Here is a 23,398-nt window from a genome sequence, read left to right on the forward strand (position 1 = left end):
ACGGCGTCATTCGCTCTCCGCCCGGATCACGTCCAGCGCGCGCTGGAGGTCGTCCGGGTAGCCGCTCTCGAACTCGACCCAGCCGCCGTCCGACGGGTGCTCGAAGCCGAGCCGCACCGCGTGCAGCCACTGCCGGGTCAGGCCGAGCCGCTTGGCGATCGTGGGGTCCGCGCCGTACGTCAGGTCGCCCACGCACGGGTGGCGGTGGGCGGACATGTGCACCCGGATCTGGTGGGTGCGGCCCGTCTCCAGCTTGATGTCGAGCAGCGACGCCGCCCGGAACGCCTCGATCAGGTCGTAGTGCGTCACCGACGGCTTGCCCTCGGCCGTGACCGCCCACTTGTAGTCGTGGTTGGGGTGGCGGCCGATGGGCGCGTCGATCGTGCCGCTCATCGGGTCCGGGTGGCCCTGCACCAGGGCGTGGTAGCGCTTGTCCACGACGCGGTCGTGGAACTGGCGCTTCAGATACGTGTACGCCCGCTCGGACTTGGCGACGACCATCAGACCCGAGGTCCCGACGTCGAGGCGGTGGACGATGCCCTGGCGCTCGGCGGCGCCGGAGGTGGAGATCCGGTACCCGGCCGCCGCGAGGCCGCCGATGACCGTCGTCCCCGTCCAGCCCGGGCTGGGGTGGGCGGCGACACCGACCGGCTTCACGATCACGACGATGTCGTCGTCGTCGTGCACGATCTCCATGCCCTCGACCGGCTCGGCCACGATCTGCACCGGCGCGGGCGCCTGGGGCATCTCGACCTCCAGCCACGCGCCCCCGTGGACCCGCTCGGACTTGCCCACCACCGAGCCGTCGACCTGGACCTTCCCCGCCGCGGCGAGCTCGGCCGCCTTCGTCCGGGAGAACCCGAACATGCGGGAGATGGCGGCGTCGACGCGCTCGCCCTCCAGGCCGTCGGGAACGGGCAGGGTGCGGACCTCGGGAAACGTACTCACCCGTCGAGTATGCCTTGCCCCACCGACATCCCCGTCCCCACGCGGGCCGGGATCAGTCCTTGTGGACCGTTCCGTCCGGGTCCAGGCCCCGGAACGAGAGGATCACGATCAGGAAGCCGCCGCAGACGATGGCGGAGTCGGCCAGGTTGAAGACGGCGAAGTGGGCGGGTGCGATGAAGTCGACGACCGCGCCCTCGAAGACGCCCGGGGAGCGGAAGATCCGGTCGGTCAGATTGCCGAGCGCGCCGCCGAGCAGCAGACCGAGTGCGATGGCCCACGGCAGGCTGTAGAGCTTGCGGGCCAGCCGGACGATCACGACGATCACCGTCGCCGCGATCACCGTGAAGATCACGGTGAAGGCCTCGCCCATGCCGAACGCGGCCCCCGGGTTGCGGATCGCCTCCAGCTTCAGCAGGTCGCCCACGACGTCGATCGGTTCGTGGTGCTCCAGCCTGGCCACCACGAGCATCTTGCTGCCGAGGTCGAGCAGGTACGCGAAGAGCGCCACCGCGAACAGGACGGCGATCCTGCGCCCGCCCCGGGGCCGCTCGTCGGGGGCCGCGGCCCCGTCGGGCCCTTCTACGTCCGGCGTACCGATGATGCGCTCCGCCTCTGCCACGTGAGTCCCTCAACCCTAGGTACCTGACTGGGGACGAGCGTACGACACACGCGTACGGACTCAGCCCCGGCGTTCCTGCTTCTGCTTGTCCTCCACGCAGAGGGTCGCGCGCGGGAAGGCCTGCATCCGTGCCTTGCCGATGGGGTTGCCGCAGACCTCGCAGTAGCCGTACGTCCCGGCGTCGAGCCGCTCCAGCGCCCGTTCGGTCTGCTCCAGCATCTCGCGCGCGACGGCGGCGAGCGCCATCTCGTGCTCGCGCGTGATGTTCTTGGTCCCGGTGTCGGCGTCGTCGTCGCCCGCGCCGTCCCCGGAGTCCCGCATCAGCCCGCTCAGAGCGGCCTCGGAGGCCTCGATCTCGGCCCGCAGCCGCAGGACCTCGCCGGTCAGCTCGGTACGCGCCTCACCGACCTCCTCGGGCGTCCAGGGGTCCTCCCCGGGCCGCACCGGCAGCTCGCCGGGCACCCCGGCGACGACCGCGCGGGCCTTCGGTACGGCCGACGCCGCCGTGGACTTCCTGGCCGCGGCCTCGCCGGCCGTGTTCTTGGCAACCACGTTCTCGGTTCCCCTCTGCTCCGCGGCCTCGGCCGCCCCCTGGGTCGCCGTGGCGACCGTCTTCGCTGCCCCGACGGCAGCCTTGTCCGCTGACGCGGTCTTGGTGGCGCCGGCCTTCTTGGCCGACGCGCTCTTCGTAGCGGCGGTCTTCTTGGCCGACGCCGTCTCCTTGGCGCCGGCCTTGTCGGCGGACGCGGTTTTCTTTGCGCTGGTTTTGTCGGCCGACGCGGTCTTCGTAACGGTGGCCTTCTTGGCCGACACCGTCTCCTTGGTGGCAGCCTTGTCGGCGGACGCGGTTTTCTTGGCGGCAGCCTTCTTGGTGGTCTCCGTCTTCTCGGCGCCGGCCCTGTCGGCCGACGCGCTCTTCGTAGCGGCGGTCTTCTTGGCCGACGCCGTCTTCTTGGTGGCAGCCTTCTTGGCCGGGGCCGCGTTGTCGACGGCGGCTTTCTCGGCCACGGGATTCTCAGCCACGGCTTCCCTCACCGCGGCCCTCTCGGCACGGGCCTCCTCGGCTGCGGTTTTCTTGGCGGGAGCCTTCTTGGCCGAAGCCTTCTTGGCGGTGGTCTTTTTGGCCGCGGCCTTCTTGGCCGGAGCCTCCTTGGGCGCCACCCTCTTGGCCGCCGCCTTCTTCGTACCGGTCTCATCGCCCGCGGGCTTCTTGGCCACGGCCTTCTTGGCAGCCGTCTTCTTCGCCGCCGTCTTCCCCGCCGGGGCCTTCTTCGGGGCCGCCTCCTTCTTGGCCGCGGACTTCCTCCCGGCCGCCGTCTTCCTCCCGGCCACCGTCTTCCTCCCGGACGCGGACGCGCTCTTCGTGGCCGCGGCCTCCACTGCGTCCTCGGACGCCAACGCGGTCTTCCCTGCCACCATGGCCGCGGCCCCTTCACATATTGTGATCTTGCTCGCGCATCGTGCTGGGACGATAAATCGACCCCAGGCCCGCGGCAACGGGGCACGCCGCCGGTCCGCCCCCACCCGACGTGCCCGGAGACGAACCTGCATCCGTTGTGCCCAGCTCTCCGGCCCGTAATCCGCCCCACCGGCGGCGCCGGACCCCGTGCCGCCCCGTATGCCCATTCGGGTCATGCACGCGGGCGTGGCGGCCCCGGCGCGCCCCCGCCGAATATCCGGTCGGCCGCTGTCGGTGCGGGCCCTTACACTGGGCGCAGCGAGAGGCGTGAATGGGACGAGTAGCGTCGTACGCAGCCAAGAGCGATCCGGGGACGGTGGGAGCCCGGAGGCGAGCGCGATGTGAAGATCACCCCGGAGCCGCCGGAAGAAAGCACCTCCGGGTGCGAGTAGAACCGGCTTCGCGACCCCAATGAGGGGGCGGTGTCCCGTACACCGCCAAGGAGGGTGGTACCGCGGGAGCGCGGGGCCGTAGGACGGCCGCAGCTCTCGTCCCTCCGACGGAAACGTACGACGATCCGCCGGAGGATGAACGGATGTCGCAGTACCGCCAGGTGCCCGCCCAGGTCGACCTGCCCGCGCTGGAGCACGCCGTGCTCGACTTCTGGCGCGAGGCGAAGGTCTTCGCCAAGAGCCTCGAGCAGTCCGAGGGCCGCCCCGAGTGGGTGTTCTACGAGGGCCCGCCGACCGCCAACGGCATGCCGGGCGCCCACCACATCGAGGCCCGCGTCTTCAAGGACGTCTTCCCCCGCTTCCGGACCATGCAGGGCTACCACGTGGCCCGCAAGGCCGGCTGGGACTGCCACGGCCTGCCGGTCGAGCTCGCCGTCGAGAAAGAGCTCGGCTTCAACGGCAAGAAGGACATCGAGGCGTACGGCATCGCCGAGTTCAACGCCAAGTGCCGCGAGTCGGTGACCCGCCACACCGACGCCTTCGCCGAGCTCACGACCCGGATGGGCTACTGGGTCGACCTGGACGACGCCTACCGGACGATGGACCCCGAGTACGTGGAGTCCGTCTGGTGGTCCCTGAAGGAGATCTTCAACAAGGGCCTGCTCACCCAGGACCACCGCGTCGCCCCCTGGTGCCCCCGCTGCGGCACCGGCCTGTCCGACCACGAGCTGGCGCAGGGGTACGAGACGGTCGTCGACCCCTCGGTCTTCGTCCGCTTCCCGCTGACCGGCGGCCCCCTCGCGGGCGAGGCGGCGCTCCTGGTGTGGACGACCACGCCGTGGACGCTGGTCTCCAACACCGCCGTGGCGGCCCACCCCGAGGTCACCTATGTGGTGGCCACCAACGGTGCCGAGAAGCTGGTCGTCGCCCAGCCGCTGCTGGAGAAGGCGCTCGGCGAGGGCTGGGAGGCCACCGGGCAGACCTTCACGGGCGCCGAGATGGAGCGCTGGACCTACCAGCGCCCCTTCGAGCTCATCGAGTTCCCCGAGCCCGCGCACTACGTGGTGAACGCCGAGTACGTGACGACCGAGGACGGTACGGGTCTGGTCCACCAGTCCCCCGCCTTCGGCGCCGACGACCTCCTGGTCTGCAAGGCGTACGGCCTGCCGGTCGTCAACCCGGTCCGCCCCGACGGCACCTTCGAGGAGGACGTCCCGCTGGTCGGCGGCGTCTTCTTCAAGAAGGCCGACGAGAAGCTGACCGCCGACCTGGCCGAGCGCGGTCTGCTCTTCCGCCACGTCCCGTACGAGCACAGCTATCCGCACTGCTGGCGGTGCCACACCGCGCTGCTCTACTACGCGCAGCCGTCCTGGTACATCCGCACCACCGCCGTCAAGGACGCGATGCTGCGGGAGAACGAGAAGACCAACTGGTTCCCGGACTCCGTCAAGCAGGGCCGCTTCGGCGACTGGCTGAACAACAACATCGACTGGGCGCTCTCCCGCAACCGCTACTGGGGCACCCCGCTGCCGATCTGGCGCTGCGAGGACGACCACCTGACCTGCGTCGGCTCGCGCGCCGAGCTCAGCGAGCTGTCCGGCACCGACCAGAGCGAGCTGGACCCGCACCGTCCGTACATCGACGACGTCACCTTCACCTGCACGGCCGAGGGCTGCTCGCACACGGCGGTCCGCGTCCCCGAGGTGATCGACGCCTGGTACGACTCGGGCTCGATGCCGTTCGCGCAGTGGGGCTACCCGTACAAGAACAAGGAACTGTTCGAGAGCCGCTACCCGGCGCAGTTCATCAGCGAGGCCATCGACCAGACCCGCGGCTGGTTCTACACGCTGATGGCGGTCGGCACCCTGGTCTTCGACAAGTCGTCGTACGAGAACGTGGTCTGCCTGGGCCACATCCTCGCCGAGGACGGCCGCAAGATGTCCAAGCACCTGGGCAACATCCTCCAGCCCATCCCGCTCATGGACCAGCACGGCGCCGACGCGGTGCGCTGGTTCATGGCGGCCGGCGGCTCCCCGTGGGCCGCGCGCCGCGTGGGCCACGGCACCATCCAGGAGGTCGTCCGCAAGACGCTCCTCACGTACTGGAACACGGTGGCCTTCCAGGCGCTGTACGCGCGTACGTCCGACTGGGCGCCCAGCGCGGCCGACCCGGCCCCGGCGGAGCGCACGGTCCTGGACCGCTGGCTGCTGAGCGAGCTGAACACGCTGGTCGAGCAGGTGACGCAGGCGCTGGAGGCGTACGACACGCAGCGCGCCGGCAAGCTCCTCTCCTCCTTCGTGGACGATCTGTCCAACTGGTACGTGCGCCGCTCGCGGCGCCGGTTCTGGCAGGGCGACAAGGCGGCGCTGCGCACGCTGCACGACGTGGTGGAGACGGTGACGCGGCTGCTGGCGCCGCTCACGCCGTTCATCACCGAGCGGGTGTGGCAGGACATGGTGGTGCCGGTGACGCCGGACGCGCCGGAGTCCGTGCACCTCTCCTCCTGGCCGAAGGCGGACACCTCGGCGATCGACGCGACGCTGTCGCAGCAGATGCTGCTCGTGCGGCGGCTGGTGGAGCTGGGCCGCGCCACGCGCGCGGAGTCGGGCGTCAAGACGCGCCAGCCGCTGTCGCGCGCGCTGGTGGCCGTGGCGGGCTTCGAGTCCCTCTCACCGGAGCTGCACGCGCAGATCACGGAGGAGCTGAACGTCTCGTCCCTGGCCTCGCTCTCCGAGGTGGGCGGCTCGCTGGTCGACACCACGGCCAAGGCGAACTTCCGCGCCCTGGGCAAGCGGTTCGGCAAGGGCGTCCAGGACGTGGCCAAGGCGGTCGCGGCGGCGGACGCGGCGGCGCTGTCGGCGTCCCTGCGGGACACCGGCGAGGCGTCGGTCGAGGTGGGCGGCGAGCGGGTGGTGCTGGCCCCCGACGAGGTGATCATCACCGAGACGCCGCGTGAGGGCTGGTCGGTGGCGTCCGACTCGGGCGCGACGGTCGCCCTCGACCTGGAGATCACGCCGGAGCTGCGGCTGGCGGGCCTGGCCCGGGACGCGATCCGGCTGATCCAGGAGGCGCGCAAGAACAGCGGGCTGGATGTGGCGGACCGGATCGCGGTGCGGTGGGAGTCGACGGACGCGGAGGTCGCCTCGGCGCTGTCCGCGCACGCGGGGCTGATCGCGGAGGAGGTTCTCGCGACGGACTACGCGTCCGGGGCGGCGGACGACGCGGACGACGCGTACGGCGCTCCGTTCACGGACGAGGGGCTGTCGCTGACGTTCCGGCTGCGCAAGGCGTAACTCCGCCGAGCCCAGAAGCGGCCCGTCTCCCCTGCCGGGGGGGCGGGCCGCTTCTCGCTTTCCCCCACCCCGCCCCCGCCCCTTCCCGAAAGCCTCCGGCGGATGAGCGGCCGTGCGGGCACACCTGGGCGGAGGCCACGCGCAGTTCCCCGCGCCCCCAAGGGCCCGTGGCCCGAGCTCTGTTTCCCCGGCTGCGGTGGTCCCCCTGAAGGGCGCGGGGAACTGCGCGACCGGTCATCCACGGTCCGCGGACGAAGAGAGCCGGGGCGCAACAGGGGCCGCAGGCCCCGTAGCGCGAAAAGGGCCGGGCCCCCGGAAAAATCCGGGGGCCCGGCCCTCAGCCTGCCGAAGGCTACGCGTGTGTCACACGCGACCCGCCCGTCAGTTGTCGTCCTCGTCGATCAGGAAGCCCCGCATCGGAGAGGGAGCCTGCTGCATCGGCGACGGCCCCTGGGGCCGCACCGGCGCCATCGGCTGCGTCATCGCGGGCGACATCTGCTGCTGGCCGCCGTACGAGGGCGCGCCACCCATGGACGGCTGGCCGCCCATCGTGTGGCCCATCGAGCCCGCGCCGGCCGACGCCATCGACCCGCTCATCTGCGGAGCCGGCGGCAGCGACGCGGTCGCCGGGGTGCGCGGCGGGGCGAGCGAGTCGTCCGCCTGCGTCTCCAGCTGGCGCAGCTGCGACTCCAGGTAGGACTTCAGCCGCGTACGGTACTCGCGCTCGAAGCCACGCAGGTCCTCGACCTTGCGCTCAAGGGTCGCGCGGGCGGACTCCAGCGAGCCCATCGCGACGCGGTGCTTCTCCTGCGCGTCCCGCTCCAGCGCGTCCGCCTTGGCGCGGGCGTCCCGCTCCAGGCCCTCGGCGCGGGACCGGGCCTCGCCGACGATCTTGTTGGCCTCGGAACGGGCCTCGGCGATCGCCTGGTCGGCGGTCTGCTGGGCCAGCGACAGGACACGCGCGGCGCTGTCGCCGCCGGGGCCCTGGCCGGGCTGCGACATCTGCGGACCGTGGCCGCCCATGGGGCCGCCCATCGGCTGACCCATGGGGCCCTGGCCGAGCTGGTTCTGACCCATCGGACCCTGACCCATGGGGCCCTGACCCATCGGACCCTGGCCCAGCTGGTTCTGACCCATCTGGTTCTGGCCCATCGGACCCTGGCCCATGGGGCCCTGGCCGAGCTGGTTCTGACCCATCGGGCCCTGACCCATGGGGCCCTGACCGTGCTGACCCTGGCCGTGCTGACCCTGGCCGTGCTGGCCCTGCGGGCCGTGTCCGCCCGGACCGGCGGGCAGCTGCGGGGCGCCGCTCGGAAGCTGCGGCGGGCCCATCTGCTGCTGCTGCTGAACCTGCGGAGGTCCGGATATGGCGGCGGGCACGGGTGCGCCGGGACCGCGCTGGTCCTGCGGCTCCGGCTTGCGCATACCCTGCTGCTGCTGGTTCTGCGCGGCGGCACGCGTCGCGGCGGCCAGCTTGGCGCGCAGGTCCTCGTTCTCGCGAAGCAGGCGGGTCAGTTCGGCTTCGACCTCGTCCAGGAAGGCATCGACCTCGTCCTCGTCGTAGCCTTCTCGGAGCCGGACGGTCGTGAACTGCTTGTTCCGCACGTCCTCAGGGGTCAGCGGCATCTCTTCTTCACCTCTACGTAGTCGTCGGCAGTCGGCAGGACCGTGTCGCTCACATCTATCTCCCCACGCTGGTGACGATGGAGATCAGGATGTACACGATGATCATCAGAACGAAGAAGGACAGGTCGAGTGCCACGCCCCCGAGACGCAGCGGCGGAATGAACCGCCGCAGAAGCTTGAGCGGTGGATCGGTGACAGTGTAGGTGGCCTCAAGAACGACCACCATCGCCTTGCCGGGTTCCCATGAACGTGCGAACTGCAAGACGTAGTCCATGACGAGCCGGAAGATCAGCACGATGAGGAAGCACATCAGCGCGATGTAGACCACATCCAGTGCGACGCCCATCCCGCGCTTCCCTCTCCCCTTGCTCTCTGTGCCCCCGGCCTCGTGGCCGGATCGTTCCCGGTGTCGTGTCTCAGCTCTGGTTGAAGAAACCGCCCTCTGCGATACGGGCCTTGTCCTCCGCCGTGACATCGACGTTAGCAGGCGACAACAGGAACACCTTCTGCGTCACCCGTTCAATGCTGCCGTGCAAACCAAACACAAGACCGGCGGCAAAGTCGACAAGTCGCTTCGCATCGGTGTCGTCCATCTCGGTGAGGTTCATGATCACAGGCGTGCCCTCGCGGAAGTGTTCCCCGATGGTACGGGCCTCGTTGTACGTCCGCGGGTGCAGCGTGGTGATGCGGTACGGCTCCCGCTCGGACACGACCTTGGGCATGATCACCGGTGCGTTCTTCTCCAGGCTCGGGCGTTCAGGTGTGATGGATGCCACGGGGGCGATTCGCGCCGGACGCCCCGATTCCGCGGGCATCACGGCTGCGTGGGAGACCGGTTCGCGGGGGGCCGGCGGCTGTGCGACTCGTACCGGTTCGTCCCGTTCGACCTGATGCGGGGGCTGGTGCCGCCGACGGTCCCGTTCGGGCTCCGGCTCGGGTTCGAACTCGTCATCGGGGTCGAACCCCGGGCCGTCGTACCCATCGTCCTCCACGAGACCGAGGTAGACCGCCATCTTGCGCATCGCGCCGGCCATGCTCCGATTCCTCCGCTCTGTGGTGGATCGCCCTTGTCGCCAATTGTCGCAGTGTCACCAAGTGCCCACGATCCACTAGGTCTGCCCACCGAAGAGTGGGAATGACCATATTTTCTGCTGTGGTCCGACTTGCTTCGCGACGTTACCCGAGCCGGGGTCGGACTCCGAGTACCGCCGTACCGACGCGTACATGTGTCGCTCCGGCCGCGACAGCCTCTTCCAGATCCCCACTCATCCCTGCTGACACCATGTTCGCAGCCGGATGAGCGCGGCGCAGGTCAGTCGACAAATCCATCAGCCGCTCGAACGCGGCACGTTCGCGGCCCGCGTACTCGCCGGTCAGCGGGGCCACGGTCATCAGACCGTCCAGCCGCAGACCGGGAGCGTTGGCCACGAGCCCGGCCAACTGCTCGATCCCGTCCGGGGCGACGCCGCCCCGGTCGCCCCGCGCACCCGACTCCGCGTCCAGCGCGACCTGGATGAGGCACCCCACCTCCCGCTCCGCCTTCACGGCGGCGGCGGACAGGGCGGTGACCAGCCGGTCCCGGTCGACGGACTGCACCAGATCCGAGTAAGTCACCACGGAACGGACCTTGTTCGTCTGGAGCTGGCCCACGAAGTGCCAGCGCAGACCGGTCAGGTCCGCGCACTCGGCCGCCTTGGGCGCCGCGTCCTGGTCCCGGTTCTCGGCGACCTGACGCACCCCCAGCTCATGGAGGAGCCGGACGTCGCTCGCGGGGTAGGTCTTGGTGACCACGATGAGGGTCACGTCCTCCCGCTTGCGCCCGGCCGCCGAACAGGCTGCGGAGATACGTTCCTCCACCCGCGCCAGGTTCGCGGCGAGCTCCGCCTTGCGACCCGCCGGGTCCGCCGGATCAGTCAGGTCCGTCATGCCCCGCTTCCCTCCCCCTCGGCCGCTTCGTCCCCCACGGCCCGCGCCGCGTCGAGCCAGACGTATCCGGCGAGCCGGCCGGTGGTGCGGTCGCGGCGGTACGAGAAGTGGTCCTTCGATTCGAGTGTGCACACCCCGGACGCCTGCCGGTCCGTCACCCCGAGCGCCGCGAGCTGCGCGTGCACCCCGGCGGTGACGTCCACCGCGGGGGTCCCCCAGCTGGTCTCGGACCAGGCGGCGGGCTCGGCCGCGGCGACCTCGTCCCGCATCTCGGCCGGCACCTCGTAGCACCTGCCGCAGACGGCGGGCCCGGTCCGCGCGGTGATCCGGGAGGGCTCGGCCCCGAGCGAGACCATCGCCCCGACCGCCGCGGGCACCACGCCCGCGACCATCCCGGGCCGCCCCGCGTGCGCCGCGGCCACCACCCCGGCGACCGGGTCGGCGAGGAGAACAGGTGTGCAGTCGGCGGTCAGGACCGCGAGGGCGAGCCCCCGACGGGCCGTCACCACCGCGTCCACCGCCGGACTGCGCTTCTCGGCCGTGTCCGCGCCCCAGGGCCCGTCCACCACGGCCACGTCCCGCCCGTGCACCTGGCGCATCCAGACCACCCGGTCCGCGTCGATCCCCAGCGCCTTCGCACTGAGTCCGCGATTGGTCCGGACCACGTCGGGGTCGTCGCCGACCGCGCCGCCGAGGTTGAGCTCCTCGTACGGAGCGGCGCTCACCCCGCCCCACCGGTCGGTGAAGGCGAAGTGCGCGCCGCTCACGAGGGAGTGCCGCCCTATCACTTCAAGAAGTCCGGGACGTCCAGCTCTTCGGCCTGGCTGTCCTGGTACGGGCGGGCCGTCGGCACCTGCGCCGGGCTGGACTCGCCGGCCGGGGCCGTCTCGACCGGGGCCGGGGCCGGCGGGTCCTCGCGCGGGCTCACGGTGCCGAGCCCGCCCAGCGGACGCTCGGCCGCGCGGACCGGCGCGGGCTCCTCGCGCTTGGCGGTGGTGGAGCCGAGCACGGTGTCGCGGCGGGCGGGCGGCTGACCGCCGTCGAACCCGGCCGCGATGACCGTGACCCGTACCTCGTCGCCCAGCGCGTCGTCGATGACCGCGCCGAAGATGATGTTGGCCTCGGGGTGGGCGGCCTCGCTGACCAGCTGCGCGGCCTCGTTGATCTCGAAGAGACCGAGGTCCGAACCGCCGGAGATGGAGAGCAGCACACCGCGGGCGCCGTCGATCGACGCCTCCAGGAGCGGCGAGGAGATCGCCATCTCCGCGGCGGCCACCGCGCGGTCGTCGCCGCGCGCCGAGCCGATGCCCATGAGCGCGGAACCGGCCTCGGACATGACCGACTTGACGTCGGCGAAGTCAAGGTTGATCAGACCCGGGGTGGTGATCAGGTCGGTGATGCCCTGGACACCGGAGAGCAGCACCTGGTCGGCCGACTTGAACGCGTCGAGCACGCTGACCTGGCGGTCCGAGATGGACAGCAGCCGGTCGTTGGGGATGACGATGAGGGTGTCGACCTCTTCGCGGAGCTCGGCGATGCCGTCCTCCGCCTGGTTGGCGCGGCGGCGCCCCTCGAAGGTGAACGGCCGGGTGACCACACCGATGGTGAGGGCGCCGAGCGAGCGCGCGATGTTGGCCACGACGGGCGCGCCGCCGGTGCCGGTGCCGCCGCCCTCGCCCGCGGTGACGAAGACCATGTCGGCCCCCTTGAGGACCTCCTCGATCTCCTCGCGGTGGTCCTCTGCCGCCTTGCGCCCGACTGCCGGGTTGGCTCCGGCCCCGAGGCCGCGGGTCAGTTCACGGCCGACGTCGAGCTTGACGTCGGCGTCGCTCATCAACAGAGCTTGTGCGTCGGTGTTGATCGCGATGAACTCGACGCCCTTGAGACCGACCTCGATCATTCGGTTGATGGCATTGACACCACCGCCGCCGACACCGATGACCTTGATGACTGCGAGGTAGTTCTGCGGTGCTGCCACGTCGAAGGCCTCTCGCCTCGAGTTACGGGTCGTCACGTGCGGGTGTCGCACGGCGACGACGAATGCCGATGTGGGACGGTCCGAACGCCGACCCGAACCCTAACGTTGAAGTTTAGGGTTACCAATGTGTCTGTTCACTGGACTCTTCCGAACAGGACACTAAGTCGACAAGTGGCGCACGTTCAACGAACACGCCGAACCTCCCGTTTTTCTTTTCACCCTATGTGATCACCCGTAGCGATGACCAACCAGGGTGCTGGCCAGCGCATATGTGCGTCAACTCCCCGATACCGCTGGGGCGGTGGGGGCGCTCACATCGAAGTACCGGGCCCTGGGGGCCGCTTTCATGAGGGCGACCAGCGTACGGGCCTTGAGCTCCCCCTCCTCCTCACTGCCCCACAGGACGTTACGCCCGCGGTCCAACTCCAGGGAGACCGCGTCGTAGGAGGTGACCCGCACGAGGCGGGTCTCCTTGGCGACGGCGGGCGGGAGTTCGCCCGTCACCCGTACCGCCGCACGCACCAGCACGTCGGCCGGAAAGCGGCGCAGGGAGGTCGAGTTGTCCGGATTCAGATCGAGCAGGGGTACGTGTGCGGGCGCCTTGGCGACCGTGGCGAACCGCACACCCTTGGCGTCCACTTCGGTGAACTTCGCGCCCTTCTTCATCAGCAGAACGGGCTTGCGCTCGGTGACGTCGAGGGTGATTCCGTGCGGCCAGGAGCGGCCGACGTCCACCGAGTCCAGCCGCGGCAGCTTGCGCAGCAGCCGCGCCTCGATCGCCTCCGTGTCGACCGAGACCAGCGGCGACCCCACCGGAACGGCCGCCGCCGCCTCGACTTCGGCGGGGGTGAGCACCTCCGTGCCGCTGGTTTCCACCTGTTCGACCCGCAGCCAGGTGGAGCCGTACAGCACCCAGACGAGGGCCGCGCCGACGACGAGCGCCGTGGCCAGAATCAGCACCAGCCGGCGCCGGGCGGGCAGCCGGAGCCGCGGTCGCAGCCGCCGCAGGGGACGCCGGGGGCCGGACGGGCCGGACGTGTCCGCCTGCCCCGCCCCGCGTCGTGCGGTCGCCTGTCCGGCCACGGTCCCCTGCCTTCTGCCGCTCCGTCAGCGCGCGGCGATCGCCTCGTACACCATGCCGACGAGCAGGTCGTCGGCGTCCCGGCGGCCGAACTCGGAGGCGGCCCGGGACATCTCGTACAGCCGGTGCGGGTCGGCGAGCACGGGCAGGACCTGGTCCTGCACCCACCCGGGGGTGAGCTCGGCGTCGTCGACCAGCAGACCGCCGCCCGCCTTCACCACCGGCTGGGCGTTGAGCCGCTGTTCGCCGTTGCCGATCGGCAGCGGGACGTAGGCGGCGGGCAGCCCGACGGCGGAGAGTTCGGCGACGGTCATCGCGCCCGCGCGGCAGAGCATCATGTCGGCCGCGGCGTACGCGAGGTCCATCCGGTCCACGTACGGTACCGGGATGTACGGCGGCATTCCGGGCATGTTGTCGACGCGCGGCAGTTCGTTCTTCGGGCCGACCGCGTGCAGGATCTGGATGCCGGAGCGCTGGAGGACCGGAGCGACCTGCTGGATCACCTCGTTGAGGCGGCGGGCGCCCTGCGAGCCGCCGGAGACGAGCAGAGTCGGCAGGTTGGGGTCCAGGCCGAACGCGGCGCGCGCCTCGGGGCGGACCCGGGCGCGGTCGAGGGTGGCGATGGAGTGCCGCAGCGGGATGCCGATGTAGCGGGCGCCGCGCAGCTTGCTGTCGGGCGTGGCGACGGCGACGCCGGCCGCGTACCGCGAGCCGATCTTGTTGGCCAGACCGGGGCGGGCGTTGGCCTCGTGGACGACGATCGGCACCCCGAGGCGCTTGGCCGCGAGATAGCCGGGCAGCGCCACATAGCCGCCGAAGCCGACGACGCAGTCGGCCTTGGTGCGCTCCAGGATCTGCTCGGCGGCCTTGATCGTGCCGCGCAGCCGCCCCGGGACCGTGATCAGTTCGGGGGTGGGCCTGCGGGGCAGCGGGACGGCCGGGATGAGCGCGAGTTCATAGCCCCGCTCGGGGACCAGCCGCGTCTCCAGGCCCTTCTCCGTACCGAGGGCCGTGATCCCCACGGTCGGGTCCTGCCTGCGCAGGGCGTCCGCGAGGGCGAGCGCGGGCTCGATGTGGCCGGCGGTCCCCCCACCGGCGAGTACGACATGCACCGAAATTCACCGCTCTCCGGACGGACGCTTCTTGACGCGCCGTCTCATCGACTTCCAACTCACCCGAGGCTGCCGCATGGCCAGCGCCGCCCGCGCCGCGGGGTCGTCCCGCGCGAACGCGATCAGCAGCCCCACGGCGAACATGGTCGGCAGCAGGGCGGACCCACCGTAGGAGAACAGCGGGAGCGGGACCCCGGCGATCGGCAGCAGGCCGAGCACCGCACCGATGTTGATCACGGCCTGGGCCACGATCCAGGTGGTCACACCTCCCGCGGCGTACCTCACGAAGGGGTCCTCCGTGCGTCCGGCCACGCGGATACCCGCATAGCCTAGAGCCGCGAACAGGGCGAGCACCGACAGTGTGCCCGCCAGGCCCAGTTCCTCACCGGTGATGGCGAAGATGAAGTCCGTGTGGGGTTCGGGGAGTTGGCCCCATTTCTCCACACTCGCACCCAGGCCGGAACCGAACCATCCGCCCGAGGCGAGCGCATAGATCCCGTGCACGGCCTGCCAGCACTGGTCCTGCGGACCGGGGTCGGTGGCCCCGATGCAGGCGAGCCGGCCCATCCGGTTGGGGCTGGTCCTGATGAGGACCACGGCGATGGTCGTGGCCACCGCGAGGACGCCGCCGAAGAGCCGGGTGGGCGCCCCGGCGAGCCACAGCAGTCCGAAGAGGATCGCGCAGAGGATGATCGCGGTGCCCATGTCGCCGCCGAGCATGATCAGCCCGAGCAGCAGGAACGCCACCGGGACCAGCGGCACCAGCATGTGCTTCCACTGGGTGAGCAACCGCTTGTCCTGCTTGCGGGCGAGCAGGTCCGCGCCCCACAGGATCAGCGCCAGCTTGCCGAACTCGCTGGGCTGGAGCTGGAACGGGCCGCCCAGGTAGATCCAGTTCTGGTTGCCGTTGACCGACATCCCTATCCCGGGGATCTGCACCAGGACCATCAGGAAGACGGTCACCACCAGCAGCGGGTACGACAGCGCCCGGTGCAGCTTGGCGGGCATCCGGGCGGCCGAGAACATCAGCGCCCCGCCGATCAGGGCGGCGAGGAACTGCTTGCGGAAGAAGTACGAGGCCGGCAGCGACAGCTCCAGGGCCTTGATCATCGAGGCCGAGTAGACCATCACCAGACCGAGCACGGTGATCAGCAGCGCGCTGCCGAGGATCAGGTAGTACGCGGTCAGCGGGCGGTCCCAGCCCCGCCGGGCCCGCTCCAGGAGCCGCCTGGGGCCGCCGCCGCGGGGCCGTGGCGGGGTGCCGCTGCCGCCGCCACGCCGGACCGCGGGGCGGCGCGGCGAGGCCGCGGCACGGCTGCGCAGGACGAGCCCGGGCGGGGTCGCTTCGGCCGGCATGTGTGCTGTCCCCTCCAGTCGTGCCCGGCGCCGCCGGTCCGCGGGACGGGTTCCCGCCGGCTAGGCGCGCTCGGCGGCGAGTTCGCGGACCGCTTCCGCGAAGGCCTCGCCGCGCTTGTTGTAGTTGGTGAACATGTCCATCGAGGCGCAGGCCGGGGCCAGCAGGACCGTGTCCCCGGGCTTCGCGAGCCCGGCCGCCTCGCGGACCGCCGCGGACATCGCCCCAGTGTCGGTCCGGTCGAGGTCGACCACCGGTACCTCGGGGGCGTGTCGCGCCAGCGCTTCGGCGATCAGGTGGCGCTCGGCGCCGATCAGGACGACCCCGCGCAGCCGCTCGGCCGACGCGCGTACCAGCTCGTCGAAGGAGGCGCCCTTGGCGAGGCCCCCGGCGATCCAGACGATCGAGTCGTAGGAGGCGAGGGAGGCCTCGGCGGCGTGGGTGTTGGTCGCCTTGGAGTCGTCGACGTAGGCGACCGAGTCCACGTCCGCCACGTGCGCGATCCGGTGGGCGTCGGGCGTGAACGCCCGCAGTCCGTCCCGTACGGCCCTGGGCTCGACGCCGAAGGCACGGGCCAGGGCCGCCGCCGCGAGGGCGTTGGCGATGTTGTGGGGGGCCGCCGGGGTGACGTCCCCCACCTCGGCCAGCTCCTGGGCGTTCTTCTGCCGGTCGGCGACGAAGGCGCGGTCGACGAGGATGCCCTCCACGACGCCGAGCTGGGAGGGGCCGGGGGTGCCCAGGGTGAAGCCGATCGCCCGGCAGCCCTCCTCGACGTCCGCCGCGCGCACCAGGTCCTCGGTGGCGGGGTCCGCCGCGTTGTAGACGCAGGCGACGGTGTTGCCCTCGTAGATCCGGCCCTTGTCGGCGGCGTACGCCTCCATGGAGCCGTGCCAGTCGAGGTGGTCGGGCGCCAGGTTGAGCACGGCGGCCGAGTGGACGCGCAGCGAGGGCGCCCAGTGCAGCTGGTAGCTGGAGAGCTCCACCGCGAGCACGTCGAGATCCCCGTAGGGCTCCGCGCCGAGCACCACGTCGATGATCGGCGTGCCGATGTTGCCGACGGCGGCGGTGCGCAGGCCCGCCGCGCGCAGGATGGAGGCCAGCATCTGCGTGGTGGTGGTCTTGCCGTTGGTGCCGGTGACCGCCAGCCAGGGGGCCGGCTTGCGGCCGTCCAGGTCCCGCAGCCGCCAGGCGATCTCCACGTCCCCGACCACGTCCACGCCCGCCTCGGCGGCGGCGGCGAACAGCGGGGAGTCGGGCTTCCAGCCGGGCGAGGTGACGACGAGACCGGTCCCCTCGGGGAGGGTGGCCGCGTCTCCCAGGCGTACGGAGATACCTTCCTCCGCCAGCCCGGCCGCGCGCTCCCGGTGGCTCGCGGAGTCGCCGCCGTCCACGACCGTCACCACGGCGCCGAGACCGGCCAGGGCGCGGGCGGCGCTGACGCCGCTCACCCCGAGGCCGGCGACGGTGATCCGCATGCCCTGCCAGCTCTGACTCACTTGTCGGCTGCCCATCCCGCGTAGAAGAGACCCAGACCCACGATGACGCACATGCCCTGGATGATCCAGAACCGCACCACCACAAGGACTTCGGACCACCCCTTGAGTTCGAAGTGGTGCTGGAGCGGGGCCATCCGGAAGACGCGCTTCCCGGTCATCTTGAACGAGCCGACCTGGATGACCACCGACATGGTGATCATCACGAAGAGGCCGCCGAGCAGGGCGATCAGGAACTCGGTGCGCGAGCAGATCGCGAGACCGGCGAGCGCGCCGCCGAGCGCGAGCGAACCGGTGTCGCCCATGAAGATCTTGGCGGGCGAGGTGTTCCACCACAGGAAGCCGAAGCAGGAGCCCATCAGGGCCGAGGCGACCACCGCGAGGTCCAGCGGATCGCGCACCTCGAAACAGGCGTTGGGGTTGGTCAGGGTCTGCGCGTTGGCGCAGGACTCCTGGAACTGCCACAGCCCGATGAAGGTGTACGCGCCGAATACCATCACCGACGCGCCGGTGGCCAGGCCGTCCAGACCGTCCGTCAGGTTCACGCCGTTGGACATGGCGAGAATCATGAACAGCGCCCAGATCACGAAGAGCACGGGTCCGATGGACCAGCCGAAGTCCGTGATGAAGGAGAGCTTGGTGGAGGCCGGGGTCTGGTGCCGCTTGTCCTCGAACTGGAGGGACAGCACGGCGAAGGCGATACCGACGATCAGCTGGCCGGCCATCTTCGCCTTGGCCCGCAGACCCAGCGAACGCTGCTTGACGATCTTGATGTAGTCGTCCAGGAAGCCGACCAGGCCCATGCCGGCGGTCAGGAAGAGCACCAGCAGACCCGAGAAGGTCGGGTCCTCGCTGGTGATCACCTTCGTCGCGGCGTACGCGATGAGCGTCGCCAGGATGAAGGCGATGCCGCCCATGGTGGGCGTGCCCTTCTTGCCGGCGTGGCCGCGCGGGCCGTCGTCGCGGATGAACTGGCCGTAGCCCTTGCGGGCGAGCAGCTTGATGAGCAACGGGGTGCCGACCAGCGTCAGGAACAGACCGATGGCTCCCGCGAAGAGGATCTGCCTCATCGGGCGGCGACCTCGCCCTCGACGCCACCGTCGAGCAGCGCGAGTGCCACCCGTTCCAGGCCGACCGACCGCGATGCCTTCACCAGCACGACGTCGCCCGGGCGCAGTTCACTGCGCAGCAGGTCGACGGCCGCCTGTGCGTCGGACACGTGCACCGACTCCTCACCCCACGAACCCTCGTTATATGCGCCCAGTTGCAGCCAGGACGCTTCCCGGTCCCCGACTGCCACGAGCTTGCTGACGTTGAGCCGGACGGCGAGCCGTCCGACCGCGTCGTGCTCGGCGAGCGATTCGTCGCCGAGCTCGGCCATCGGACCGAGCACCGCCCACGTACGTCCCCCCCTGGCCCGGGCGGCCTCGCCCATGGCTGCGAGCGCGCGCAGGGCGGCTCGCATGGACTCGGGGTTCGCGTTGTAGGCGTCGTTGACGACTGTCACACCGTCCGGACGCTCGGTGACCTCCATACGCCAGCGGGAGAGGGTGCCCGCCTCGGAGAGCGCGCGGGCGATCTCGTCTGCGGACATGCCCAGCTCATGGGCGACGGCGGTCGCGGCGAGCGCGTTCGACACGTGGTGCTCACCGTACAGGCGCAAGGTCACGTCGCTGCACCCGGAGGGTGTGTGAAGCCTGAAGGAAGGCTGTCCGGCTGCTGTGAGCCGGACATTCTCGGCACGTACGTCCGCGTCCTCGGCCTCGCCGAACAGCAGGACCCGCGCCCTGGTGCGCGACGCCATGGCCCGCACCAGCGGGTCGTCGGCGTTCAGCACGGCGCAGCCGTCCTCCGGCAGCCCCTCCACCAGTTCGCCCTTGGCCTGGGCGATCTGCTCCCGGCCGCCGAACTCGCCGATGTGCGCGGAGCCGACGTTGAGGACGAGTCCGATCCGCGGCGGGGTCAGACCGGTCAGATAGCGGATGTGGCCGATCCCGCGCGCGCCCATCTCCAGGACCAGGTGGCGGGTCTCGGCGGTCGCGGTGAGCGCGGTCAGCGGCAGACCGATCTCGTTGTTGAGCGAGCCCGGCGTGTAGACCGTGGGCGCGTGCCGCTGGAGCACCTGCGCGATCAGGTCCTTGGTGGAGGTCTTGCCGGAGGAGCCGGTGAGCGCCACCACGTCGGTGCCCAGCCGGGTCACGACCTCGCGGGCCAGCGCGCCGAGGGCGCCCTGGACGTCGTCGACGACGATCGCGGGCACGCCGACGGGCCGGGTGGCCAGTACGGCCACCGCGCCCGCCTCGTACGCCACGCGCGCGTAGTCGTGGCCGTCGGCGCGCTCGCCCGCGAAGGCGGCGAAGAGGGAACCGGGCGCCACGGCGCGGGAGTCGATGACCACGGATCCGGTGACCTGGACGGACGGATCCGGTATGTCGTGCGACTGCCCGCCGACGATTTCGGCGATCTCGGCGAGGGAGAGGGCGATCACTGCTTCATCCCTGACTGTTCTTGGCGGTGTTCGATCGCGGCCCGCAGGACCAGACGGTCGTCGAAGGGGCGGATCACCCCGTGGGTGTCCTGGCCCTGTTCATGGCCCTTGCCCGCGACCAGGACGGTGTCGCCCGGCTCGGCGCGGGCCACGGCCGCGGCGATGGCGGCGGCCCGGTCGGCGTCGACCAGGACGTCGCCGCGCTCGTGCGCGGGCACCTCGGCGGCGCCCGCGAGCATCGCCGCGAGGATGCCGAGCGGGTCCTCGGAGCGGGGGTTGTCCGAGGTCAGTACGGCGGTGTCGGCGAGCCGGGCGGCGGCGGCGCCCATCGGCCCGCGCTTGGACCGGTCGCGGTCCCCGCCGCAGCCGAGCACGATGTGCACCTTGCCGCGGGTGACCTTGCGCAGCGAGCGCAGAACCGATTCGACGGCGTCCGTCTTGTGCGCGTAGTCCACCACCGCCAGGAACGGCTGGCCCGCGTCCACCCGTTCCAGCCGGCCCGGCACACCGGGCACGGCGGCCACGCCGTCGGCGGCGGTCTGCGGATCCACGCCCGCGACGGCCAGCGTGACGATCGCGGCGAGGGTGTTGGCCACGTTGAAGGGGCCGGGCAGCGGGGCGGTGGCGGAGATCCGCTCGTCCTTGGGGCCGACGACCGTGAAGGTGGAGCTGTCCTGGTTCACGTCCACGTCCTCGGCGCGCCAGTCGGCGTCCGGGTGGCCCTCGGCCGAGAAGGTGGTGACCGGGATCTCGGACTCGGTCACCAGCCTGCGGCCGTACTCGTCGTCGAGGTTCACCACCCCGACCCGGGCGCGCCGCCGCGTGAACAGCTGCGCCTTCGCCCGGAAGTAGTCCTCCATGTCGGAGTGGAACTCCATGTGCTCCGGGCTGAGGTTGTTGAAGACGGCGACGTCGAAGACGCAGCCGTCGACCCGGCCCAGCACCAGGGCGTGGCTGGAGACCTCCATGGCGACCGACTCGACCCCGCGCTCGCGCATCACCGCGAACAGGGCCTGGAGGTCGGTGGCTTCGGGGGTGGTCCGCTCGGACTTGATGCGCTCGTCGCCGATGCGCGTCTCGACCGTGCCGATCAGACCGGTGCGGTGCCCGGCCCCGCGCAGCCCGCCCTCGACGAGGTACGCGGTGGTGGTCTTCCCCGAGGTGCCGGTGATGCCCAGTTGGAGCAGGTCCCGGCCGGGGTGGCCGTAGATCTCGGCGGCCAGGCCGCCCATCACGCCGCGCGGGTCCTCGGTGACCAGGACCGGCAGGCCGGTCGCGGCGGCGCGTTCGGCGCCCGCCGGGTCGGTGAGGACGGCGGCGGCGCCCAGACCCGCGGCCTGGGCCGCGAAGTCGGCGCCGTGGAAGCGGGCGCCGGGCAGGGCCGCGTAGAGGTCGCCGGGGCGCACCGCGCGGGAGTCGTGGGTGATCCCGGTGACCTCTCCCGCCCCCGGGCTCTCGGCTCCCAGCCGCTCGGCCAGCTCGCTCAGGGTCGTCGGGTGGCCCCGGTCCGGACGGGGCGCTCCCGGCTGGTGCGCGGGAGCGTCCTGCGGGGTGGTTCGGTACTGATCAGCGTGTGGCACGGCGGTGAGCGTACCGGGCGCACCCGCCGGGTCGCCAAAAGAGGGGGGCGGGGCGTGGTGCTCGCGGTCCTGGTTCCCGGGGCCGGGGGTGATGGTTGTCACGATGGTTCCGGATTCAGTCGGTGCCGCCGAAGGAGACGGGCAGTTTGGGCGGCTGGGCGCCGGTCGGCGGGATCTGCAGCGTCTTGAGCGCGAACTCCATCACCTGCTTGTAGATCGGGCCGCAGATCTGGCCGCCGAAGTAGCTGCCCCTGGTGGGGTTCTGGATGGCGCAGTAGACGGTGATCGCGGGCTTGTCGGCGGGGGCGAAACCGGCGAAGGACGCCGTGTAGCCGTGGTAGCGGCCGGTCTTGGGGTCGACCCGGTTGGCGGTGCCGGTCTTGCCCGCGACCCGGTAGCCGGGGATACGGGCCTTGGTTCCGGTTCCCTCCTCGTCGCCGACGACCGACTCCAGCATCTGCGCCACGCTCCTGGCGGTCTTCTCGCTGACCACCCGGGACTGCTTGGGCGCCGGGGCGGGGGTGAAGCGGCCGTCGGGGCCCCTGGTGCCCCGTACCAGCGTCGGTTCCACGCGCACCCCGCCGTTGGCGATCGTCGAGTACACCGAGGCGGCCTGCATGGCGCTGAGCGAGAGGCCCTGGCCGAAGCGGACCGTGTACTGCTGGGAGGTGGACCACTTCTGCGGCGGCGCGAGGATGCCGGGGGTCTCGCCCGGGTAGCCGAGGCCGGTGGGCGAGCCGAGGCCGAACTTGCGCAGATACGAGTAGAGGACCCGGTCGGCCTCGGCGTCGGTCTTGCCGAGCTGCTCCACGGCGAGGATCGTGCCGATGTTGCTGGACTTGGCGAGGACGCCGTTGAGCGTCAGGTTCCAGGTCGGGTGGTCGATGTCGTCCTTGAAGAGCCGGTCGCCGCGGTGCAGCCGGTTGGGGACGGTGACGTGGGTCAGCGGGGTCGCCGCGTTCTCCTCCAGGACCGCGGCCATGGACATGACCTTGGCGGTGGAGCCCGGCTCGTAGACGTCCTGGACGGCCGCGTTGCCCAGCGCCGCCCCGTTGGCGTGGGAGAGGTCGTTGGGGTCGAAGCCGGGCGCGTTGGCCATGGCCAGGACCTCGCCGGTGTCGGTGCGCTGGACCACCACATAGCCCCGGTCGGCCTGGGACTTGCGGACCTGGTCGGTGATGGCCTTCTGGGCCATCCACTGGATGTCCCGGTCCACGGTCAGCTCGACCGCCGAGCCGGGGACGGCCGGGGTCTCGCGGGTGCCCGCGGTGGGCACCCGGCGCCCGCCGGACTGGGCGTAGGTGATCTTGCCGTCCTGGCCGGCCAGGACCTTGTCGAGCTGGGACTCCAGTCCCCCGCCGCCGCGGCCCTCGGCGTTGACGTAACCCAGTATTCCGGCGGCGAGGTCGCCGTTGGGGTACACCCGCTTGCTGCTCGACTCGTTGAAGACGCCGCCCAGCACGTTGGCGCCGGTGCCGCCCTTGGCCAGGCCGGCGCGGGCCTTCTCGGCGAAGACCTTCTTCAGGTCCTTGATCTGGTTCCACACCTGCGGGGTCTGGCGGCGGGCGAGGACCACGTACCGGCTCCTGGGGGTCCGCAGCTTCTTGGCGATCTCCTCCTGGTCCTTGCCGATCAGCGGCGAGAGCAGGGCCGCCGCCTGCTGGGGGGCGTCGGGGGCCTTGCTGGCCGCCGGGGTGAACATCGACGGGTCGGCGGTGATGTCGTACGCGTCGACGCTGGTGGCCAGGGCGACGCCGTCGCGGTCGGTGATCTCGCCGCGCTCGGCGGGCAGCGCGTAGCTCGCGTACCGGTTCTTCTCCGCCTTGGCGGAGTACGCGCTGGCGTCGACCGCCTGCACCTGGAGCAGCCGCACCACGAACGCGATCATGACCAGGGTGAGCCCGAGGCTGACCAGACGCAGCCGGGGCCGCGGACTGCCGAGCCTTATCCGGGCGGGGGGCTTGGGGCGCCGCTGCGCCGGGCGGACCTGGGGGCGCGGTCGCGCGGGTTGTGGCACCCGGCGGCGCGGCGGTTCCTGGGGGCTCACTG

The 23,398-nt window shown here is 71.3% G+C and carries 18 protein-coding genes; 1 reads left to right on the plus strand and 17 read right to left on the minus strand.

What is annotated here, in order from left to right; translation table 11 throughout:
- Window positions 1-6 precede the first annotated feature (6 nt).
- The 3 genes from ACZ5ID_RS14665 to ACZ5ID_RS14675 are packed head-to-tail and all read right to left on the minus strand — an operon-like array spanning window position 7 to window position 2,986.
- Window positions 7-948, minus strand: coding sequence for an RluA family pseudouridine synthase (locus ACZ5ID_RS14665; RefSeq protein ID WP_468897359.1), 942 nt, complete (start codon window positions 946-948; stop codon window positions 7-9).
- A 52-nt stretch (window positions 949-1,000) separates the two neighbouring features.
- Entirely contained in the window at window positions 1,001-1,567 is a 567-nt protein-coding gene (gene lspA / locus ACZ5ID_RS14670) for a signal peptidase II (RefSeq protein ID WP_468897360.1), read from the minus strand.
- A 60-nt stretch (window positions 1,568-1,627) separates the two neighbouring features.
- Entirely contained in the window at window positions 1,628-2,986 is a 1,359-nt protein-coding gene (locus tag ACZ5ID_RS14675) for a TraR/DksA family transcriptional regulator (RefSeq protein ID WP_468897361.1), read from the minus strand.
- A 575-nt stretch (window positions 2,987-3,561) separates the two neighbouring features.
- Here ACZ5ID_RS14675 and ileS point away from each other — a divergent pair.
- Entirely contained in the window at window positions 3,562-6,711 is a 3,150-nt protein-coding gene (gene ileS / locus ACZ5ID_RS14680; RefSeq protein WP_468897363.1) for an isoleucine--tRNA ligase, read from the plus strand.
- 381 nt (window positions 6,712-7,092) lie between these two features.
- Here the strand turns inward: ileS and ACZ5ID_RS14685 are convergent, their stop codons facing one another.
- From ACZ5ID_RS14685 to ACZ5ID_RS14750, 14 genes are all read right to left on the minus strand, one after another.
- Window positions 7,093-8,337, minus strand: a complete 1,245-nt coding sequence (locus ACZ5ID_RS14685) for a DivIVA domain-containing protein (RefSeq protein ID WP_406556722.1) — start codon at window positions 8,335-8,337, stop codon at window positions 7,093-7,095.
- A 55-nt stretch (window positions 8,338-8,392) separates the two neighbouring features.
- Complete coding sequence (locus ACZ5ID_RS14690; RefSeq protein ID WP_067158122.1) at window positions 8,393-8,683, minus strand: YggT family protein; 291 nt, start codon at window positions 8,681-8,683, stop codon at window positions 8,393-8,395.
- 70 nt (window positions 8,684-8,753) lie between these two features.
- On the minus strand, window positions 8,754-9,371 hold the full coding sequence (locus ACZ5ID_RS14695) for a cell division protein SepF (protein ID WP_468897364.1): 618 nt from the start codon (window positions 9,369-9,371) through the stop codon (window positions 8,754-8,756).
- Window positions 9,372-9,513: 142 nt separating this feature from the next.
- Window positions 9,514-10,263 (minus strand): YggS family pyridoxal phosphate-dependent enzyme, encoded by a 750-nt coding sequence (locus ACZ5ID_RS14700; RefSeq protein WP_468897365.1) that lies wholly within the window; start codon window positions 10,261-10,263, stop codon window positions 9,514-9,516.
- Entirely contained in the window at window positions 10,260-11,030 is a 771-nt protein-coding gene (pgeF, locus tag ACZ5ID_RS14705; RefSeq protein WP_468897367.1) for a peptidoglycan editing factor PgeF, read from the minus strand. The genes ACZ5ID_RS14700 and pgeF overlap by 4 nt, the downstream gene beginning before the upstream one ends.
- A 17-nt stretch (window positions 11,031-11,047) precedes the next feature.
- Window positions 11,048-12,241, minus strand: a complete 1,194-nt coding sequence (gene ftsZ, locus ACZ5ID_RS14710) for a cell division protein FtsZ (protein WP_406554168.1) — start codon at window positions 12,239-12,241, stop codon at window positions 11,048-11,050.
- A 276-nt stretch (window positions 12,242-12,517) separates the two neighbouring features.
- The gene (locus ACZ5ID_RS14715) at window positions 12,518-13,324 is read right to left on the minus strand and encodes a cell division protein FtsQ/DivIB (RefSeq protein WP_468897368.1); all 807 of its coding nucleotides are present in this window, start codon (window positions 13,322-13,324) and stop codon (window positions 12,518-12,520) included.
- 24 nt (window positions 13,325-13,348) lie between these two features.
- Window positions 13,349-14,434, minus strand: a complete 1,086-nt coding sequence (gene murG / locus ACZ5ID_RS14720; RefSeq protein WP_406554170.1) for an undecaprenyldiphospho-muramoylpentapeptide beta-N-acetylglucosaminyltransferase — start codon at window positions 14,432-14,434, stop codon at window positions 13,349-13,351.
- A gap of 6 nt (window positions 14,435-14,440) precedes the next feature.
- Window positions 14,441-15,790 (minus strand): putative lipid II flippase FtsW, encoded by a 1,350-nt coding sequence (gene ftsW / locus ACZ5ID_RS14725; RefSeq protein WP_468897370.1) that lies wholly within the window; start codon window positions 15,788-15,790, stop codon window positions 14,441-14,443.
- A 60-nt stretch (window positions 15,791-15,850) separates the two neighbouring features.
- Window positions 15,851-17,299 carry a UDP-N-acetylmuramoyl-L-alanine--D-glutamate ligase gene (gene murD, locus ACZ5ID_RS14730; protein WP_468897371.1) on the minus strand — a complete coding sequence of 483 codons (1,449 nt, stop codon included), beginning with the start codon at window positions 17,297-17,299 and terminating at the stop codon, window positions 15,851-15,853.
- Entirely contained in the window at window positions 17,281-18,351 is a 1,071-nt protein-coding gene (gene mraY, locus ACZ5ID_RS14735) for a phospho-N-acetylmuramoyl-pentapeptide-transferase (protein ID WP_283143831.1), read from the minus strand. The genes murD and mraY overlap by 19 nt, the downstream gene beginning before the upstream one ends.
- Window positions 18,348-19,769 (minus strand): UDP-N-acetylmuramoyl-tripeptide--D-alanyl-D-alanine ligase, encoded by a 1,422-nt coding sequence (locus tag ACZ5ID_RS14740; RefSeq protein ID WP_468897373.1) that lies wholly within the window; start codon window positions 19,767-19,769, stop codon window positions 18,348-18,350. Before ACZ5ID_RS14740 ends, mraY begins: the two co-directional genes overlap by 4 nt.
- Window positions 19,766-21,451: a UDP-N-acetylmuramoyl-L-alanyl-D-glutamate--2,6-diaminopimelate ligase gene (locus tag ACZ5ID_RS14745; RefSeq protein WP_468897375.1), complete on the minus strand. Its 1,686-nt coding sequence runs from the start codon at window positions 21,449-21,451 to the stop codon at window positions 19,766-19,768. The genes ACZ5ID_RS14740 and ACZ5ID_RS14745 overlap by 4 nt, the downstream gene beginning before the upstream one ends.
- 13 nt (window positions 21,452-21,464) lie before the next feature.
- Window positions 21,465-23,396 carry a peptidoglycan D,D-transpeptidase FtsI family protein gene (locus tag ACZ5ID_RS14750; RefSeq protein ID WP_468897376.1) on the minus strand — a complete coding sequence of 644 codons (1,932 nt, stop codon included), beginning with the start codon at window positions 23,394-23,396 and terminating at the stop codon, window positions 21,465-21,467.
- Between the last annotated feature and the right edge of the window lie 2 nt (window positions 23,397-23,398).

This window comes from Streptomyces sp. NPDC031670, from assembly GCF_055580545.1.

What these genes read in the sequence shown, in the direction of transcription:
- ACZ5ID_RS14675 (WP_468897361.1), bottom strand. Translation starts at nt 2,986, where the DNA reads ATGGTGGCAGGGAAGACCGCGTTGGCGTCCGAGGACGCAGTGGAGGCC.
- ACZ5ID_RS14700 (WP_468897365.1), bottom strand. Translation starts at nt 10,263, where the DNA reads ATGACGGACCTGACTGATCCGGCGGACCCGGCGGGTCGCAAGGCGGAG.
- ACZ5ID_RS14695 (WP_468897364.1), bottom strand. Translation starts at nt 9,371, where the DNA reads ATGGCCGGCGCGATGCGCAAGATGGCGGTCTACCTCGGTCTCGTGGAG.
- murD (WP_468897371.1), bottom strand. Translation starts at nt 17,299, where the DNA reads ATGGGCAGCCGACAAGTGAGTCAGAGCTGGCAGGGCATGCGGATCACC.
- ileS (WP_468897363.1), top strand. Translation starts at nt 3,562, where the DNA reads ATGTCGCAGTACCGCCAGGTGCCCGCCCAGGTCGACCTGCCCGCGCTG.
- ACZ5ID_RS14685 (WP_406556722.1), bottom strand. Translation starts at nt 8,337, where the DNA reads ATGCCGCTGACCCCTGAGGACGTGCGGAACAAGCAGTTCACGACCGTC.
- ftsW (WP_468897370.1), bottom strand. Translation starts at nt 15,790, where the DNA reads ATGCCGGCCGAAGCGACCCCGCCCGGGCTCGTCCTGCGCAGCCGTGCC.
- mraY (WP_283143831.1), bottom strand. Translation starts at nt 18,351, where the DNA reads ATGAGGCAGATCCTCTTCGCGGGAGCCATCGGTCTGTTCCTGACGCTG.
- ACZ5ID_RS14690 (WP_067158122.1), bottom strand. Translation starts at nt 8,683, where the DNA reads ATGGGCGTCGCACTGGATGTGGTCTACATCGCGCTGATGTGCTTCCTC.